Here is a 17,057-nt window from a genome sequence, read left to right on the forward strand (position 1 = left end):
CCAGGGCAGCACCAACCGCCGGGCGGCGCGGGCTATTCCTCGACCGGGCCGTGAGGTCGTGTCGGCCTGCGTGACGGCGAAGGGCGCCCGTCCCCGGGAGGACGGGCGCCCCGGCGTGCGAGCGGTCGTGTCACCGCCTGCTCAGGTGCGTCACTTGTTCAGGTGCGCCCAGAACTCGTCGAACGACAGAACCTTGTCGCCGTTCAGGTCGCGGGTCTTGATGATGGCCTCCGCCACCGTGTCGGTGACGTTCCAGTCGCCGCCCTGGGCCAGCGCCGACTTGAACTCGGCGGCGGTGATGAAACCGTCACCGTCCGCATCGATCCGCTCGAACTGCTTACGTGCTTCCTCGATGTCCGCCACCGATCCGCCCCTTCTTGGTGCCTTTGCCGTCGTACGGCCGTCCTACTGACGGAGGTCAGATTAACGGTCCGTCCGCGTCCTCAGTGCGGCGACCACCCAGGCGAAGTCCTCCCCGTGCGGTGGGGCGGGCGAGCCGTTCACCACGGACAGCAATGCGCGGTAGCGGCCGACCCGCTCGTCGAAGGCCGTCTCCATGCGTTCCAGCACGGCGACCGGGTCGGCGTCGCCGAGCAGTTCGCGCAGCACCGCGTCGGCCTCGGGGGCCTCGGGGGCGACCCCGCGCCGCCGTGCCGCGCCCACCACGTCGACGAGCCGCCTGACGAACCACAGGGACGCTCCGGCGGGCACATCGGGCCCCCGGTCGGCCGCGTTGAACTCGGCCGCCTTCCGCATCAGGTCCCGGAACTCCGGGTCCCGCACCATCTCGGCCAGCTCCACCCAGGCGTCGACCTGCTCGGGCGTGGGGTCCTCCGGGAGCTCCGTGGCCGAGCGGCGCATCCGCTCCCGGATCTCCGGATCGACGGTGTCGAGGCCGTGGAGCATCTCCTCCACGAACTCCTCCATGATCCGTTTCCGCTCGGCCACCGACAGCCGTGCCAGTCTGTTCATCAGGGTCATCTCCTCCGCACTCGAACCGTGCCGGGCCACCGTCGACAGCACCGCCCGGGTCACCTTCAGGGCGCTGATCTGCGCGTCCAGGGCAGCCACATGCGCGGCCGCGACCTCGGCGACGGTTCTCTCGCCGGCCAGCACGCCACGCACGTCGTCCAGGCCGAGGCCCAGTTCGCGCAGGGTGCGGATGAGTTCCAGACGGGCCACGGACCGCGCGTCGTAGAGCCGGTAGCCGCCCGAGGAGCGGGCGACCGGGGGCAGGACGCCCTCGTCCGACCAGTAACGGATGGTGCGGACGGTCAGTCCGGTGGCCCGGGCCAGCTCGCCGATGGTGAAGAGGCCGGTGCCGCTGTCGGTCATGCCTCCGAGTCTGGGCCTTCCAGTGGGTGGAGACTCAAGCCCGGGTCAGCGGTAGACGCCTGTGTGCCCCAGCGAGTAGCGGCCCGGCTGCGGATAGACCGCGAGGCCGTGCGGACCGCTGCCCACCTTGATCCGGGCGAGCTGCTTGCCGGTCCGGGTGTCGATGGCGTACACCACGGAGTTGTACCGGCCGGACAGCCACAGCACGGCGCCGTCGGTGGAGACGCCGCCCATGTCGGGGCTGCCGCCGCCCGGCAGGCGCCACTTGGCGGTCAGCTCGTCCTTTGCGAAGTCGAAGACGGAGATGGTGCCCTCGCCCCGGTTGGAGATGTACATCTCGTGCGAGTCGCGGCTGACGTAGAGGCCGTGCGCCCCCTTGCCGGTGGCGAGGAAGGACGGCTTGGCGAAGGTGTCGCCGTTCAGGACCCACAGTCCGTCGGCGACCATGTCGGCGATGTAGAAGGTCTTGCCGTCCGGCGAGAGCTTGACGTCCTGCGGCATGGCTCCGTGGACCGGCAGTTTCTGCTCGCCGGTCACCTCCATCTTCGCGGTGTCGACCTTGAGCAGTTCCCCGCTGAACTCGCAGGAGACAATGAAGTAGCGGCCGTCGATCGAGAAGTCGGCGTGGTTGACGCCGTAGCAGCTCACCGGCAGCGTCTTGACCGCCTTCATGGTGTGCGCGTCGCGGAACACCAGCTCGCGGTCCCTGGAGGCCATCACGACCGCGTACCGGCCGTCCGGCGTGAAGTACAGGTTGTACGGGTCGTGCACGTCGACGGGCTTGCCCGCCTCGCCGGTCTTCGGGTCGATGGGGGTGAGGGAGTTGCCCAGGTCGTTGTTGACCCACAGGGTCTTCAGGTCCCAGGAGGGCACCACGTGCTGGGGCTGGCGGCCGACCGGGATCGTGTCCAGGACCTTGTACGTCTTCGGATCGATGACGGTCACGGTGTCGGAGTTGGTGTTGGGGACGTAGACCCGGGACGGGAAGTCCTTGACCACCTCGGAGAGCCGGCCCGGCCGGTCGGCCGAGTAGATGTCGCTCGGGTCGAGCACGGGCGGCATGCCCGGCAGGACCCGTACGGCGTTCTGCTGCTGGGCTCGGTCGACGGGGGCCTTGGAGGGCAGGGCCCGGTCCTTGTGGGATCCGCTGCTGCAGCCGGCGAGCGCGACGAGGGCGGCGCCGGCGATCAGTACGCGCGTGACGGTCGAGAGGGGCATCAGCTCAGCAGCTCCGTGGTGGTCACCGCGGCGAGGCCACGGTGGTCGAGTTCGTGGAGGATGGCGGGGAGGGCGGCGACCGTGTCGGCGTACCCGAAGTGCAGGCTCACCACCGACCCGTTGCGGATCTCGTCGGTGACCTTCTGGGTGACGGCCGGGGCGCCCGGCGAGGTGTAGTCGCGCGAGTCGACGTCGTACGACAGGACGTGCGGGTAGCCGATGTCACGGGCCAGCTGTTCGACGAGGGGGCTCGCGCGGGGCGCGCGCGAGGGGCGGAACCAGGTGCCGATGGATCCGGTGAGCCGCCGCAGCCGGTCCGCGCATCCCTGGATCTCGGCGCGTGCCTCCGCCTCGGTCATGGTGTTGATGGCGAGATGGCGCTGGGTGTGGTTGCCGAGGTCGTGACCGCCTCGGAGGATCCGGCGGACGATGTCGGGGTGCTCGTCCAGCCAGGTACCGACCGCGAGCACGGTGACCTTGGCGTCCGCCTGCTCGGCCCTGTCGAGGATCGCCGTGGCGATGCCGGGGTCGCCCTGCCCGTGGAAGGTGAGGGCCACCCGGGGCCGATCGCGCGGGCCGTGCTCGATCTCGGCGGGCTGCCCGGGGAAGGAGCGCGGCGTGGGTGCCCAGCTGCCGGCGCCGGGGGAACCGCTGTCGGCGGAGGGGGAGGGAAGTGACGAATGGACGACGGTGGGGCCTGGGGAACAGGCGGTGGCGAACGCGCCGGCGGCGAACGCCGCGCCCGCGCGCAGCGCCGAGCGGCGGTCGGGCACCGAGCGCGCGGTGCCCGCCGCGGGGTCGGGTGGCGGGGAGGGGACGGGCGTGGTCACTCTCCCCATTTAAGGGGCAGATGATGCCCAAAGCGGCGATTGGCACACCTAGCGGCCGGGCGGGTCGCACCGGCGCATGATCGGACGAACCGTCCACAGCCCCGCACAGCTACGGTTCCATGACCGAACCCCGTTGCGCATCCGTGGTTCCGGTCTGCCATAGTCGACCTTGCGGCAGCCACCCATTGACCCGGGCCTCGGTTCGTCGCGGGTGTCGCGGCCAACACCCCAACTCCGTGCCGTACCACCCGAGGGAGCCCCGGCCGTCTCGCGACCGGGGCTTCCGTACGGGCGCGCGCCCGCGGTCCGGCCGGGCGCGGTCAGCGGTCGGCGGCCCGCATCTCGAACCAGGTCACCTTGCCGCGCGGCAGCAGGTCGACGCCCCAGCGGTCGGCGAGCTTGTCGACGAGGAAGAGTCCGCGGCCGCTGAGGTCCAGCTCCTGTACGGGCATCAGACAGGGCAGCCCTCGGGAGGGGTCGCGGATCTCGATGCGGATCCTGCCGCGACGCCGGTGCATTCGTAACCCGAAGACGCGCGCGCCGGTGTGCCGTACGGCGTTGCCGACGAGTTCGGAGACGAGCAGGACCGTGTCCTCGGCCATCCTCGGGGAGAGCCCCCAGTGGCGCAGGACCACCACCTGGGCGAGGCGGCGCGCGATGGCCGCGGATTCGGGGAGGGACGGAAGCGGAACTTCCATCTCGGCGGGGTTGCCGTACAGCTCCAGTGCCTTCAGCGCCCGTTCGTCCTCGACCCCAGGCGACCAGCGTGCCGCGGTCGCACTCGCGTGCCGCCGCGGCTGTTCGATACCCTCCAGCCCCGCCATGACCCCATCATGGCCGCCCAGGGGCTTGCCGGGGGGCGATACGGCGGAACAAGACCCCAGGCACCACATATCCCACACGATTCGATTGGCATATGCCAAGCGCAACTTGGGGCCGCGCATACCCCAACTGACCTGCGATCAGAGGTCAGTTGGTGGCATGGTTCAGTTGTCGGCGACGGAGCAGCCTTAAGGTGGTTTTAAGGCTGCCGTAATCCGCTCCTTCGGGGGACGCCGGATAAGACGCGGCGTCAACTGCAAGTTGATCAGCGTGATTTCCTGAACAATTCTCAGATCCGCCCGCCGCCGTACACCGATCGTGTCAGACGAACTTCGCCTTGCCGGGCCCCTCTTCCACGAAGCTGCGCATGCCGCGCTCCCGGTCCTCGGTCGCGAACAGGCTCGCGAACCAGCTCCGTTCCACCGCGAGCCCGGTCTCGATGTCCGACTCCAGGCCCGCGTCGATGGACTCCTTCGCGGCGCGCAGCGCGATCGCGGGCCCCTTCGCGAGCCTGGCGGCCCAGGCGTACGCCTCGGTGTACACGTCCCCGGCCGGCACCACCCGGTCCACGAGGCCCAGCGACAGCGCCTCGTCGGCCTTCACCATCCGCCCGGTGAAGATGAGGTCCTTGGCCTTCGACGGGCCGATCAGACGCGCCAGCCGCTGGGTGCCGCCCGCTCCCGGGATCAGGCCGAGCAGGATCTCCGGCTGTCCCAGCTTCGCGTCCTCGGCGGCGATACGGTAGTCCGCGCAGAGCGCCAGCTCGCAGCCGCCGCCCAGGGCGTAGCCGGTGACGGCGGCGACGACCGGCTTGGGGATGCGGGCCACGGCGGTGAAGCAGTCCTGCAGGGCACGTGAGCGCAGCACCATCGCGGTGTGGTCCAGGCCCTGCATCTCCTTGATGTCCGCGCCCGCCGCGAACACCTTCTCCCCGCCGTAGACGACCACGGCGCGCACGTCCTCGCGGCGCGTGGCCTCCTCGGCGAGTTCCCTGATCCGGTCCTGGACGGCGACGTCCAGCGCGTTCATCGGCGGGCGGTCCAGGCGGAGGGTGCCGACGCCCTCGGCGACTTCGAGATGCACAGTCATGCCAGGTAGGTTAACGGGCACTAACGCGGCCGGGCCCGGTGTACCCGCTCATCGCGGTACACCGGGCCCGGCCGCTCGGGTGCTTCTACTTGATCCACTTGTCCCAGGGCATGTTCCAGCCGTTGAGCCCGTTGTCGGGCGCGACCGTTGCGTCGTGGGAGTGCTGCACGACGACGACGTCGCCGATCATCGAGTTGTCGTAGAACCACGCGGCCGGTGCGGACTTGTCGTATCCGCCGCGCACATCGCGCAGGCCGACGCAGCCGTGGCTGGCGTTGTAGTTGCCGAAGGCGTCGCCGCCCCAGTAGTTGCCGTGGATGAACGTGCCGGAGTCGGTCAGCCGCTGGGCGTGCGGCACGTCCTTGATGTCGTACTCGCCGCCGTAGCCGACGGTCTCGCCGTTCATCCGGGTCACGGCGAGGCGCTCGCTGATGACCATCTGGCCGTTCCAGGTGTCGTAGCCCGGCTTGCCGGTGGTGGCCGGGAGGGTCTTGACGACCTTGCCGTCGCGCCTGACGACCATCTTGTGGGTCTTGGCGTCGACGGTGGAGACCTGGCTGCGGCCGATGGTGAAGCTCACGGTCTTCGCCTGCTTGCCGTAGACACCGGGGCGGCCCTCGACGCCGTCGAGGTCGAGCTTCACGGTGACCTTGGTGCCGGGCTTCCAGTACTCCTCGGGCCGGAAGTCGAGGCGGTCGTTGCCGAACCAGTGGCCGCGGACCTCGACGGCCGGCTCGGTCTTGACGGTGATGGCCTTCTCGACGGCCGCCGGGTGGGTGATGCCCCGGGTGAAGTGGACCGAGAACGGCATGCCGACGCCGACGGTGGTGCCGTCGTCGGGCTGGTAGGTACCGACGAAGGTGTGCTTCGGGGTGAGCGTGGTGAACGAGGCCTCCTCGGCGGAGGCGAGCCCCGCGGAGTCCTTGGCGACCGCGTGGACCTTGTACGTCGTGGCCGCGGCCAGATGGGTCGAGGGCGTCCAGGTGGTGCCCCCGCCGGATATCGCCCCGGCGACCTCGTGGCCCTTGCCGTCCTCGACCTTGACCTCGGTCAGCTTGCCCTTGGCGGCCGTCACCTTGAGGGCGCCGCCGGTGTCCACGGCCTTGGAGCCGTTCTTGGGGGCGATGGTGACGACGGCCTGCGACTGCTTGTTCGGGGCGTCGCCCACGTCCTTGCCCTTGCCGCCCCCGGCCCCCGAACCGGAGTTCCCTCCCCCGCCGCACGCGGTGGCGGTCACCAGGAGGGCACCGAGCATCAGTGCCGTGAGCCCCTTGCGTCCGCGCCGCGAACTGCCGCTCCCCCGCTGCCGTCTCCCGCGCGCTTCAACCGACGCCCCCGATATCGGTCGCCCGTTCACGTTCGTTCTCCCCTCGCACGGCCTGATCAGGCCCGCACACCCCGACATGTCTGCGCCTCAGGGACGCCCGAGCCGGTGGCATGACACCAACCGTGCTGAGCGCCCTTCCGGCCCGCGCGCTCGGTCTCCCGCCCCTGGCACGTCCCAGCCGCTCCGGCTTGCGACCCGCTCGCGCATTGCGCAAATTAATCACACGCCCCGGCCGGATGACTCCCCGCTATTGTCACTGTTCAGTCCCAACTTGGGGCGCGCGAAGGAGCATCCCGGCCCACCGGGCGCGCACCCCTCGCGCACCCCCTCCCGACCGACGATCCGCACACCCGGCCGCACCCCTGCCGGCCAACGGTCCGCATCCCTCGCCGCGCTCCCTGCCGGCCAACGGTCCGCATCCCTCGCCGCGCCCCTCCCGACTACCGGTCCGCGCCGCCCGCCGTCCACTCCGGCCAGCTCATGTTCCAGCCGCCGAGCCCGTTGTCGGGAGCGACCTGCCGGTCCTCGCTGTGCACGACCTCGATCACGTCGCCGACGAGACTGCGGTCGAAGAACCAGCCCGCGGGGGTGTGGGAGCCGCCGCCCTTGACATCCCTGAGGCCCACACAGCCATGGCTGACGTTGACATGCCCGGGGGCGCCCGGCGCCCAGTAGTTGCCGTGCACGAAGGTGCCGGAGTCGGTCAGGCGCAGGGCGTGCGGGACATCGGGGATGTCGTACTCGCCGCCGAAGCCGACCGTGCGGCCGTCCATGCGGGTGACCTCCAGCATCTCCATCACCACCATCTTCCCGTTGTACGTGGTGGTCTTCGGGGCACCCGCGGTGATCGGCACGGTGGCGACCAGCCTGCCGTCGCGCCTGACCCGCATGGTGTGCGCGGCGGCGTCGACGAGGGAGACCTGACTGCGGCCGACGGTGAACGAGAACGTCTTGTACTGGAGTCCGTAGACGCCGGGCGCGCCCTCCACGTCCCGCAGCCGCAGCGCGACGGTGACCCGGGTGCCGGGCCGCCAGTACCGCCGGGGCCTGAAGTCGACGCGGTCCCGGCCGAACCAGTGCGGGCGGATCTCCACCGGCGGGCTCGCGGTCACCCGGATCGCGCGCTCGACGGCGGCCCGGCGCTCGATCTCCCGGTTGAACTGGAGGGACACGATCATCCCGGTGCCGACCGTGGAGCGGTCGTCGGGGGTGACGTAGCCGATGAACCGGCGGGCAGGGACGAACGTCGTGAAGGTGGCGTGCCGGGCGAAGCGGCGGCCGTTGCCGTCATGGGCCACCGCGTCCACGGTGTAGCGGGAGGCGAGGGCGAGTCGGTCGTCATCGGGCTGCCAGAGCCTGCCGTCGGCGGAGAGATGCCCGGGCACCGGGGAGTCCTGCGCGTCCCGCGAGGCGACGACGGTCACCGACTCCAGACGGCCGTCGGAGACCTGCACCCGCAGCCGCCGGCCGGGGGCCACGGCCCTGCTGCCGTCGTCGGGGGAGACGCGGATGACGTCCCGGGGCGCGGGCGGCTTGCCGAGCGCCTCGTCGAATCCGGAGGAGCTGCAGCCGGTCACGAGGCCCGCCCAGGTCAGTGCGGCGGCCAGGGCGGCTCCAGCGCGCCGCCGTTGCGTCTGTACGTGGATCACGCCGGGCCCAACGACCCAGGCCCTCCTGGGGAAACGTGAGTGCGAGCCACGCTCTGGGCAGAACAGTGGGGAGGACGACGCGACGGGAAGCCGCGCCCGTGAGCCGCAGGGGCGCGCCCGTGCCGGGAGATCGGTGTGCGCGGGCCCCGAGGCCCCGCACGGCCGCTCCCCCTGCACCGGCCCAGGCGCCCCGGAGGCGGGCAGGCCAGAAAGGGCGGATGCCGCACGCCCTTTTCCCGTGTCGCCCCGACGAGCCGCGGGAGGCTGAACGGTGTCGAGCGCAGCCGAGCAGGAGGCAGTGGAGAGGGAGCGGGCGGACGGGGGACGGTCCGCGCGCCCGGCCGCCGTGCTCAACGGCAGGCGCCGCCCGGTGCCTGCCGTACCCCTGTGGCCGGGCGCGCCCACCCCGCTCGGGGCGCGCTTTCGCGCGGGCCCGGACGGGGCCGTGGGCACCAACTTCGCGCTGTGGGCGGGCGGTGCCGAGGCGGTCGAGCTGTGCCTGTTCGACGGGCGGGGCGCCGAGAGCCGCGAGACCCGGGTCGCGCTCACCGAGCTGACGCACGAGATCTGGCACGGGTTCGTCCCGGGCGTGATGCCCGGACAGCGCTACGGCTACCGGGTGCACGGCCGCTGGGACCCCTGGACGGGCGCGCGCTGGAACCCGGCGAAGCTTCTCCTCGACCCGTACGCGCGAGCCGTGGACGGCGACTTCGGTCTGCCGCCGGAGGTGTACGGGCATGTGCGGGACTGGCCCGACCAGCGGGTCGCGGACACCGTGCGCGACGAGCGGGACTCGGCGCCGTACGTCCCCAAGGGCGTCGTCGTGCACGATGGCGGACCCGACGACGAATGGACGTACGACCACCGTCCGAAGACCCCGTGGGCGGACTCGGTGATCTACGAGCTGCATGTCCGCGGCTTCACCCGGCTGCACCCCGGCATCCCCCCGGAACTGCGCGGCACCTACGCGGGCCTGGCGCACCCGGCGGCGGTCGACCATCTGGTGCGGCTCGGGGTGACGGCCGTGGAGCTGCTGCCCGTACACCAGTTCGCGCACGAGGACCATCTGCTGCGGCGGGGCCTGAGGAACTACTGGGGCTACAACTCGATCGGCTACTTCGCCCCCCACGCGGCCTACGCCTCCACGGGCACGACCGGCCAGCAGGTCGGGGAGTTCAAGCGGATGGTGCGGGCGCTGCACGCGGCCGGGATCGAGGTGATCCTCGACGTGGTCTACAACCACACGGCGGAGGCGGGCGAGCTGGGCCCGACCCTGTCGCTGAAGGGCATCGACAACCGCGGCTACTACCGGCTGCGGTCCGACGGGCGCGGATACGCGGACTACACGGGCTGCGGCAACACCCTGCACGTGGTGCAGCCGCAGGTGCTGCGGCTGATCACCGACTCCCTGCGGTACTGGGTCACGGAGATGGGGGTGGACGGCTTCCGCTTCGATCTGGCGGCGGCACTGGCACGGTCGATGCACGACGTCGACATGCTCTCCCCGTTTCTGGCCGTGATCGCCCAGGACCCGGTGCTGCGCCGGGTGAAGCTGATCGCGGAGCCCTGGGACGTGGGCTCGGGCGGCTACCAGGTCGGCGCGTTCCCCCCGCTGTGGACGGAGTGGAACGACCGCTATCGCCATGCGGTACGGGACTTCTGGCGGGGTGCGCTGCCGGACGTGCGGGACCTGGGGTACCGCCTGTCGGGTTCCAGCGACCTGTACGCGTGGGGCGGCCGCCGCCCGTACGCGTCGGTCAACTTCGTGACGGCGCACGACGGTTTCACGCTCCGCGACCTGGTGTCCTACGAGCGCAAGCACAACGAGGCCAACGGCGAGGGCAATCGCGACGGCTCCGACGACAACCGCTCCTGGAACTGCGGCGCGGAGGGGGACACGGACGACGAGGGGGTGCGGGCGCTGCGCCGGCGGCAGCTGCGGAACCTGCTGACCACCCTGCTGCTGTCGACGGGGGTGCCGATGCTGGTGGCGGGCGACGAGATGGGCCGCACCCAGCGTGGCAACAACAACGCCTACTGCCAGGACAACGAGACCGGCTGGGTGGACTGGGGCCTGCTTCAGGACCCGGGCTGGCGGGAGCTGTTCGAGCTGACCGCCCGGCTGATCGCGCTGCGCCACCGCCACCCGGTGCTGCGCCGCCGGGCGTTCTTCTCCGGGCGGGCCCAATCGGCGGACGGCCTGCGGGACCTGGCGTGGTTCACTGCGCGCGGACAGGAGATGACGGAGGGCGACTGGTACGCGCCCGCGGCGACCCTCGGCATGTATCTGTCGGGCCGCGACATACCGGGCCGGGACGCGCGGGGGGCACCGGTGGTGGACGACAGCTTCCTCGCGGTGCTGCACACCGGGGAGGAGCCGGTGGACTTCGTGCTGCCGGAAGGGCCCTGGGCGCGGCGCTACGAACTGGTGGTGGACACCTCCCGGGAGGAGCAGTCGCGTCCGCCGGGGACGCTGCACCGGGCGGGTGCGACGGTGACGGTGCCCGCACGGACGGTGCTGCTGCTGCGGGTGGCGGACTGAAGGAGGCGCTAGCCGAGGATCCCCCGGTCGTAGGCCACCGCCACCGCCGCCGCGCGGTCGTTGACGCCCAATTTCGCGTAGAGGTGGGTGAGGTGGGTCTTGACCGTGGCCTCGCTGATGAACAGGACGCGGGCGATCTCGCGGTTGGAGGTGCCCTTGGCGACCAGGGCCAGCACTTCGCGTTCGCGGGCGGACAGCGGCTCGTTGCCGGGGGTGCGGACCGCCGAGACCAGACGGGAGGCCACCGCCGGGGACAGCACCGTCCGGCCGTCGGCCGCGGCCCGTACGGCGGTGAAGAGTTCGTCGCGCGGCGCGTCCTTCAGCAGATAGCCCGTCGCGCCCGCCTCGATCGCGGGCAGGGTGTCGGAGTCCGTGTCGTACGTCGTCAGAACGAGGATCTCGCGCGGGCGGCCCTGCGGGTCAGTTCGGTGATGGCCTGCACGCCGTTGCCGCCCGGCATGCGCAGGTCCATCAGGATCACGTCCGGGTCGAGCCGGGCGGCCAGGGCCACCGCCTCCACGCCGTTCGACGCCTCGCCCAGGACGCGGAACCCGGGGGCGTTCTCGAACATGCCGCGCCGAACGGGGTCAGCTCGACGATGCGGCCCATCGTGTGCGGCATGGACTGCACCGGCAGCCACACCCCCGCGCAGAACATCATCGGGAAGTACACGGCGGACCCGACCGCACCCGCGATCTTCGTCGTACGGGAGACGGCCGACACCACCGAACCCAGGGCGAGGGCGGCGAGGATCGCGAGCAGCAGGGCGAGAAGGTAGCCGGCGGGCTGCCGCGGCAGACGGACGTCGAAGGCGAGCCGGCCGACCGCGAGCGCGAGCAGCATGGAGAGGAGGGAGGCCAGGCCGTGCACCAGCATCTGCGCGGACAGCAGCGCGGAGGGCCGTACCGGGGTGGTGGACATCCGGCGCAGGATGCCGCGCTCGCGGTACCCGGTGAGGACCTGCGGCATGATCTGCACCCCGGCCGTGATCATGGCGACCAGGATCACGATGGGGACATAGGTGTCGACGAGCCGCAGCCCGCCGAGCGACGTCTGGCTCCTGCGGAAGCTCGGGATCGAACCGAGGATCACCAGCAGCAGGGTGGGGAACAGCAGGATCCAGAAGATGCTGCCGGGTTCACGGCGGAAGAGCCGCAGCTCCGTGCGCAGGACGGCCGCCCGGGGGCGGGGGGTGGTGAGGGTCGCGGTGCTCATGCCGATGCCTCCGTCAGGTCCAGGAACGCGTCGTCCAGCGTGGCGTCGGTGACGCGGAGTTGATGGGCGGTGATGTGGTGCCGGGCGAGCAGGGAGATGACCGCGTTCACGGTCTCGTCGGTGCCGGCGAGGGTGATCCGGCCGTCCTTGTTCGCGACGGACGCGAGCCCGGGCAGCGCCTGCACCTCGTGCTCGTCCAGGGGCTCGGACGGGGTGAAGCCGATGACCGTGGAGCCGGCGGTGCGGCGGATCAGCCCCGCGGGGGTGTCCAGGGCGGCGACCCGCCCCTTGTCGATGACCGCGATGCGGTCGCAGAGCCGCTGTGCCTCCTCCATGAAGTGCGTGACGAGCAGGACGGTGACGCCGCCTGCCCGTATGTCCTCGATGAGCTGCCAGGTGTCGCGTCGCGCCCGGGGGTCGAGTCCGGTGGTCAGCTCGTCGAGGACGACCACGCGGGGGTTGCCGATGAGCGCGAGGGCGATGAACAGGCGCTGTTTCTGGCCGCCGCTCAGCTTGCCGAAACGGCTGGTGAGCTTCTCGGCCAGGCCGAGCTTCTCGGCCAGGGGGCGCCAGTCGGCGGGGCGGGGGTAGAAGGAGGCGTACAGCTGGAGCGCCTCCCGCACGGTGAGCTTGGCCTGCAGTTCGCTCTGCTGGAGCTGGGCGCCGAGGACGCGGGAGACCTGCTCGTGGTCCGCGACGGGGTCGAGCCCGGTGACCCGGACCCGGCCCGCGTCGGGGGCCCGCAGGCCCTCGACGCATTCGACGGTCGTGGTCTTCCCGGCGCCGTTGGGACCGAGGATGCCGAAGATCTCGCCCTCCTCGACGGAGAAGGAGACACCGTCGACGGCGGCCCGGCCGCCGTAGGACTTGCGCAGTCCGCTGACTTCGATGACGGGGTGCGAGGGCATGGGTGTCATGGATCGAGGGTCGCGGGCGGGCGGCCCCCGGCGCATCGGCCGTCGCGCTCGAAGCGGCATCGGCCGATCGGTTGACGGCGGGGTACGACCCCGGGCCGCCAAGGGCCGTACGGCCCCTCGAACACGCAGGTCGTAGGACTGCGGGCGGATCCGGGCCGGGCCAAAACTCGGTGGGCACTGTCAGTGCCGGTCCGTAGGCTCACATCGATGCCCACTCAACCTGTGACACCCAAGGACCGTTCGGCTGTCCGCACACTGCTGCGCCTGTGGCCCTATGTTCGGCCGGTGCGGGCGCGGCTGCTGACCGCCGCGTTCGTCGCGATCGTCGCGTCGTGCGTCGGTCTGGTGATCCCGCTCGTCCTGAAGTGGCTGGTGGACGGGCCGGTGGGGGACCGGGATCCGGCCGGTGTGTGGCTCGGTGCGCTGTATCTGCTGCTGCTCGGGATCACCGAGGCGGTGCTGTTCGGGATACGGCGGTGGCTGGTGGCCCGGCCGCTGTCCCGTGTCGAGGCCGACATGCGGGCGGATCTGTACCGGCATCTGCAGCGCCTTCCGGTCGCCTTCCACGACCGCTGGGCCTCGGGGCAGCTGCTGTCGCGGGGCACCACGGATCTGATGCTGCTGCGTCAGTTCCTCGCCTTCCCCCTGACGTTCCTGCTGGTCAACGGGGTGACCATCCTCGCAGGCGTGATCATCATGCTGTCCCAGGACGCGGTGCTCGGGCTGGTCATCCTGGGGCCCGGCATCCCGGTGATGGTCATGTGCGCGCTCTTCGAGCGGAAGTACGCGGAGGTGGCGCGGCGGGCGCAGGACCAGGTGGGCGATCTGACGACCGTGGTCGAGGAGAGCGTGCTCGGCATCCGGATCGTCAAGGGGTTCGGCCGCCACCGCAGCCAGGCGCGGGCGTTCCGGGAGCTGTCGCGCACCCTGCGCGGGACGGAGCTGGAGAAGGCGCGGCTGCTCGCGGGGATCTGGGCGGTCATCGTCACCCTGCCGGAGGTGGCCATCGGGGCGGCGCTGGTGCTCGGGACGGTACGGGTGGCCGACGGCGCTCTCTCCGCGGGCACGCTGGTGGCGTTCCTGTCGACGGCGCTGGCGCTGCGCTGGCCGGTGGACTCGATCGGCTTCCTGCTGGCGATGAGCCAGGAGGCGGCCACGGCCACGGAGCGGTACTTCGAGGTGATGGACGAATGCCCCGAGAACGACGGGGCCGACGCGGTCGCGAAGACCCGCGCCGCCCCGGCGGTCCGGCCGTCCGCTGCCACGGACGGACTCCGCTTCGACGGCGTCCGCTTCCGCTACCCCGACGCGCCCCCCGGCTCCCCCGCCGTCCTCGACGGCATCGACCTCCACATCCGCCCCGGCGAGACCATGGCCCTCGTGGGCGCCACCGGCAGCGGCAAGACCACCCTGACCGCGCTCATCCCCCGGCTGCACGAGGTGACGTCGGGCCGGATCACGCTGGACGGCGAGGACATCACGGCCCTGTCCCGCGCGGAGCTGCGGACCCGGGTGGCCGTCGCCTTCGAGGAGCCGACCCTCTTCTCCGCCACCGTCGCCGACAACGTTCTCATGGGTGCCCCGGACACCGCCGGGGACCGGGAACTGGAGCGCGCCCTCGGCGTCGCGCAGGCCGACTTCGCCCACGCCCTTCCCCAGGGCACCCGGACCCAGGTGGGAGAGCAGGGGCTCAGCCTGTCCGGCGGCCAGCGGCAGCGGCTCGCGCTGGCCCGCGCGGTCGTCGGCACCCCCCGCTTCCTGGTCCTCGACGACCCGCTCTCCGCCCTGGACGTGCACACAGAGGCCGCGGTCGAGGCGGCCCTGCGCCGGGTGCTGGACGGCACGACCGCGCTGGTCGTCGCGCACCGCCCGTCCACGGTGCTGCTCGCCGACCGCGTCGCGCTGCTCTCCGGCGGCCGTGTCGCCGCCGTGGGCACCCACCAGGAACTGCTGCGCACGAACGCCGAGTACGCCCATCTGATGTCCGGACGCCCCGAGCACGGCGAGGACCGCGAGGAGGCCCGATGACGGCGCAGACGACCACCGCGCCGAACGACGAGGACGAGCAGCAGGGGCCCTCCGCCCCGCCGTCCGCCTCCTCCGACGACCCGTTCGACCGTGACACCCTGCCCGCACCTCCGGGCGCCACGGCCGCGCTGCTGCGCTCCCTGCTCGCCCCGCTGCGGGCCCGGGCCGTGGTGACCTGTGTGCTGCTTCTGCTCCAGCAGGCGGCCGTGCAGGTGGGCCCGCTGCTGGTGGCGTACGCCATCGACCGGGCCGTGCCCGCGCTCCGGGACGGCGATCACGGTCCGCTGATCGTGGTGGCGGTCGGCTATCTGCTGTCCGCCCTGGCCGGCGGCGGGCTCCAGTACGCGTTCATCGTCGCCTCGGCCCGCGTCAACCAGGACGTGCTGCTCGATCTGCGCGGCCGGATCTTCCGGCATGCGCAGGCGCTGAGCGTCGACTTCCACGAGCGCTACACCTCCGGCCGGCTGATCTCCCGGTCCACGACGGACGTGGAGTCGCTGCGGGAACTGCTCAGCGAGGGCCTGCAGGAACTGGTCACGGTCATCCTGTCGTTCGTCTACATCTCCGCGATGCTGCTCTGGCTGGACCTCGGCCTGGGCGCGATGGCGGTGGTGTCCCTGGTGCCGCTGTACTGGCTGGTGCGGCTCTACCGGCGCCGGGCGGGCCGGATCTTTCGCCGCCGGTCGACCGCGATCGCCGCGGTCATCGTCAAGTTCGCGGAGACGATGAACGGCATCCGGCCGGTGCGCGCGTTCCGCCGCGAGGCCGCCAACGACGCCGGCTTCCGCGTTCTGAACGCGCGGCACGCGAAGACCAACGGCGACGCGCTCCTGGAGATGGCCCGCTATGTCACCGGCTCCCGGCTGGTGGCCAACACGGCGGTGGCCGGAATCGTGCTGTGGGGCGCGTACCGGGTGGCGGACGGCTCACTGGCGCTGGGTGTGCTCGCGGCCGCGGTCCTCTACCTGCGGCGTCTGTACGACCCCATCGACCGTCTCGGGATGTTCCTCAACGCCTACCAGTCGGCGGCGGCCTCGCTGGAGAAGATCGCGGGGCTGCTGGCTCAGACGCCGTCGGTGCCCGAGCCGTCCGTGCCCGTGCCGCTGCCGGCGCTCACGGGCGGACAGCCCGGCCGCCGGGTCGTGTTCGAGGACGCACGGTTCGCGTACCGCACGGGCGGGGAGGTGCTGCCGCGCTTCTCGCTGACGCTGCCCGCGGGTCAGACGGTCGCGGTGGTCGGCGCGACGGGCGCCGGCAAGTCGACGCTCGCCAAGCTGCTCGCCCGCTTCTACGACCCCTCCGACGGCCGGGTCCTGCTGGACGGCGTGGACCTGCGGGACCTCGCCCTGCCCGAACTGCGCCGCGGGGTGGTGATGGTGACCCAGGAGGCGTTCCTGTTCTCCGGCACGGTCGCCGAGAACATCGCGATCGGCCGTCCGGAGGCGACCCGCGAGGAGATCGAGCGGGCGGCGAAGGCGATCGGCGCGCACGACTTCATCAGCGCGCTGCCCGAGGGCTACGACACGGACGTACGCAAGCGCGGCGGCCGTATCTCGGCCGGTCAGCGTCAGCTCGTCGCGTTCGCCCGCGCCCTGCTCGCGGACCCGGCGGTCCTGATCCTCGACGAGGCGACCAGCTCGCTGGACATCCCCGGCGAACGGGCCGTGCAGCGCGCCATGGAGACGGTGCTGCGGGGCCGTACGGCCGTCGTGATCGCGCACCGGCTGTCGACGGTGGAGATCGCGGACCGGGTCCTGGTCATGGAGGGCGGACACATCGTCGAGGACGGCCGCCCCGCCGAACTGATCGCGGGAACGGGCCGGTTCGCGGATCTGCACCGGGCCTGGCGGGACAGCTTGGCGTGAGCGGGGCGGGCCGGGGCCCGCCCCGGTCATCGGGTGACGACGGTGATCCGGTACGGCCGCTGTGCCGGTGCGGGGGCGTGCCCGGCCGCCGCGCGATGAGGGGGCAGGGTGACGTAACTCACCGCGCACGACACGTGATTGACGTGGTTTCGTGGCGTGCGCAGCGGTCTCGGCGGTGATGGATCATCACGACACGCGGCCCGTTTCGGCATCCGGCCCC

The 17,057-nt window shown here is 71.8% G+C and carries 13 protein-coding genes and 1 pseudogene; 3 read left to right on the forward strand and 11 right to left on the reverse strand.

Going from position 1 to position 17,057, the window contains the following annotated elements; genetic code table 11:
• Positions 1 to 150: 150 nt before the first annotated feature.
• The 8 genes from AB0L95_RS34975 to AB0L95_RS35010 all read right to left on the reverse strand — a co-directional run bounded on the left by AB0L95_RS34975 (position 151) and on the right by AB0L95_RS35010 (position 8,270).
• Entirely contained in the window at positions 151 to 363 is a 213-nt protein-coding gene (locus tag AB0L95_RS34975) for an EF-hand domain-containing protein (RefSeq protein WP_365168996.1), read from the reverse strand.
• 60 nt (positions 364 to 423) lie between these two features.
• Positions 424 to 1,335 carry a MerR family transcriptional regulator gene (locus tag AB0L95_RS34980; RefSeq protein ID WP_365168998.1) on the reverse strand — a complete coding sequence of 304 codons (912 nt, stop codon included), beginning with the start codon at positions 1,333 to 1,335 and terminating at the stop codon, positions 424 to 426.
• 45 nt (positions 1,336 to 1,380) lie between these two features.
• Positions 1,381 to 2,553 carry a beta-propeller fold lactonase family protein gene (locus AB0L95_RS34985; RefSeq protein WP_365169000.1) on the reverse strand — a complete coding sequence of 391 codons (1,173 nt, stop codon included), beginning with the start codon at positions 2,551 to 2,553 and terminating at the stop codon, positions 1,381 to 1,383.
• Positions 2,553 to 3,392: a polysaccharide deacetylase family protein gene (locus tag AB0L95_RS34990; protein WP_365169002.1), complete on the reverse strand. Its 840-nt coding sequence runs from the start codon at positions 3,390 to 3,392 to the stop codon at positions 2,553 to 2,555. Before AB0L95_RS34990 ends, AB0L95_RS34985 begins: the two co-directional genes overlap by 1 nt.
• A 311-nt stretch (positions 3,393 to 3,703) precedes the next feature.
• Complete coding sequence (locus tag AB0L95_RS34995; protein WP_365169004.1) at positions 3,704 to 4,276, reverse strand: ATP-binding protein; 573 nt, start codon at positions 4,274 to 4,276, stop codon at positions 3,704 to 3,706.
• A 250-nt stretch (positions 4,277 to 4,526) separates the two neighbouring features.
• Entirely contained in the window at positions 4,527 to 5,294 is a 768-nt protein-coding gene (locus tag AB0L95_RS35000; protein WP_365169006.1) for an enoyl-CoA hydratase-related protein, read from the reverse strand.
• An 85-nt stretch (positions 5,295 to 5,379) separates the two neighbouring features.
• Positions 5,380 to 6,549, reverse strand: a complete 1,170-nt coding sequence (locus AB0L95_RS35005; protein ID WP_365169008.1) for an Ig-like domain-containing protein — start codon at positions 6,547 to 6,549, stop codon at positions 5,380 to 5,382.
• 512 nt (positions 6,550 to 7,061) lie between these two features.
• On the reverse strand, positions 7,062 to 8,270 hold the full coding sequence (locus AB0L95_RS35010) for an Ig-like domain-containing protein (RefSeq protein WP_365169011.1): 1,209 nt from the start codon (positions 8,268 to 8,270) through the stop codon (positions 7,062 to 7,064).
• Positions 8,271 to 8,541: 271 nt separating this feature from the next.
• On the opposite strand from AB0L95_RS35010, the gene glgX reads away from it, so the two are divergent.
• Positions 8,542 to 10,812, forward strand: coding sequence for a glycogen debranching protein GlgX (gene glgX / locus AB0L95_RS35015; RefSeq protein ID WP_365169014.1), 2,271 nt, complete (start codon positions 8,542 to 8,544; stop codon positions 10,810 to 10,812).
• A gap of 8 nt (positions 10,813 to 10,820) precedes the next feature.
• Here glgX and AB0L95_RS35020 read toward each other — a convergent pair.
• The 3 genes and pseudogenes from AB0L95_RS35020 to AB0L95_RS35030 form a co-directional block, all read right to left on the reverse strand.
• Positions 10,821 to 11,383 (reverse strand): annotated as a pseudogene (locus AB0L95_RS35020) (response regulator transcription factor).
• Positions 11,290 to 12,027: an ABC transporter permease gene (locus tag AB0L95_RS35025; protein ID WP_365169017.1), complete on the reverse strand. Its 738-nt coding sequence runs from the start codon at positions 12,025 to 12,027 to the stop codon at positions 11,290 to 11,292. Before AB0L95_RS35025 ends, AB0L95_RS35020 begins: the two are co-directional and overlap by 94 nt.
• Positions 12,024 to 12,935 carry an ABC transporter ATP-binding protein gene (locus tag AB0L95_RS35030; RefSeq protein WP_365169076.1) on the reverse strand — a complete coding sequence of 304 codons (912 nt, stop codon included), beginning with the start codon at positions 12,933 to 12,935 and terminating at the stop codon, positions 12,024 to 12,026. The genes AB0L95_RS35025 and AB0L95_RS35030 overlap by 4 nt, the downstream gene beginning before the upstream one ends.
• 216 nt (positions 12,936 to 13,151) lie before the next feature.
• Between AB0L95_RS35030 and AB0L95_RS35035 the strand changes: the two genes are divergently transcribed.
• Positions 13,152 to 14,972 (forward strand): ABC transporter ATP-binding protein, encoded by a 1,821-nt coding sequence (locus tag AB0L95_RS35035; protein WP_365169019.1) that lies wholly within the window; start codon positions 13,152 to 13,154, stop codon positions 14,970 to 14,972.
• Positions 14,969 to 16,837, forward strand: a complete 1,869-nt coding sequence (locus tag AB0L95_RS35040; RefSeq protein WP_365169021.1) for an ABC transporter ATP-binding protein — start codon at positions 14,969 to 14,971, stop codon at positions 16,835 to 16,837. Before AB0L95_RS35035 ends, AB0L95_RS35040 begins: the two co-directional genes overlap by 4 nt.
• Positions 16,838 to 17,057: the final 220 nt, after the last annotated feature.

It is taken from the genome of Streptomyces sp. NPDC052036, from assembly GCF_040680495.1.
Classification (GTDB): Bacteria; Actinomycetota; Actinomycetes; order Streptomycetales; family Streptomycetaceae; genus Streptomyces.

Bases quoted from the DNA above. Each gene is read 5' to 3' on its own strand.
- AB0L95_RS34980 (WP_365168998.1), bottom strand. From the start codon at position 1,335: ATGACCGACAGCGGCACCGGCCTCTTCACCATCGGCGAGCTGGCCCGG.
- AB0L95_RS34990 (WP_365169002.1), bottom strand. From the start codon at position 3,392: ATGGGGAGAGTGACCACGCCCGTCCCCTCCCCGCCACCCGACCCCGCG.
- AB0L95_RS35000 (WP_365169006.1), bottom strand. From the start codon at position 5,294: ATGACTGTGCATCTCGAAGTCGCCGAGGGCGTCGGCACCCTCCGCCTG.
- AB0L95_RS35035 (WP_365169019.1), top strand. From the start codon at position 13,152: ATGCCCACTCAACCTGTGACACCCAAGGACCGTTCGGCTGTCCGCACA.
- AB0L95_RS34995 (WP_365169004.1), bottom strand. From the start codon at position 4,276: ATGTGGTGCCTGGGGTCTTGTTCCGCCGTATCGCCCCCCGGCAAGCCC.
- AB0L95_RS35030 (WP_365169076.1), bottom strand. From the start codon at position 12,935: ATGCCCTCGCACCCCGTCATCGAAGTCAGCGGACTGCGCAAGTCCTAC.
- AB0L95_RS35040 (WP_365169021.1), top strand. From the start codon at position 14,969: ATGACGGCGCAGACGACCACCGCGCCGAACGACGAGGACGAGCAGCAG.
- AB0L95_RS35025 (WP_365169017.1), bottom strand. From the start codon at position 12,027: ATGAGCACCGCGACCCTCACCACCCCCCGCCCCCGGGCGGCCGTCCTG.
- AB0L95_RS35005 (WP_365169008.1), bottom strand. From the start codon at position 6,549: ATGCTCGGTGCCCTCCTGGTGACCGCCACCGCGTGCGGCGGGGGAGGG.
- AB0L95_RS34985 (WP_365169000.1), bottom strand. From the start codon at position 2,553: ATGCCCCTCTCGACCGTCACGCGCGTACTGATCGCCGGCGCCGCCCTC.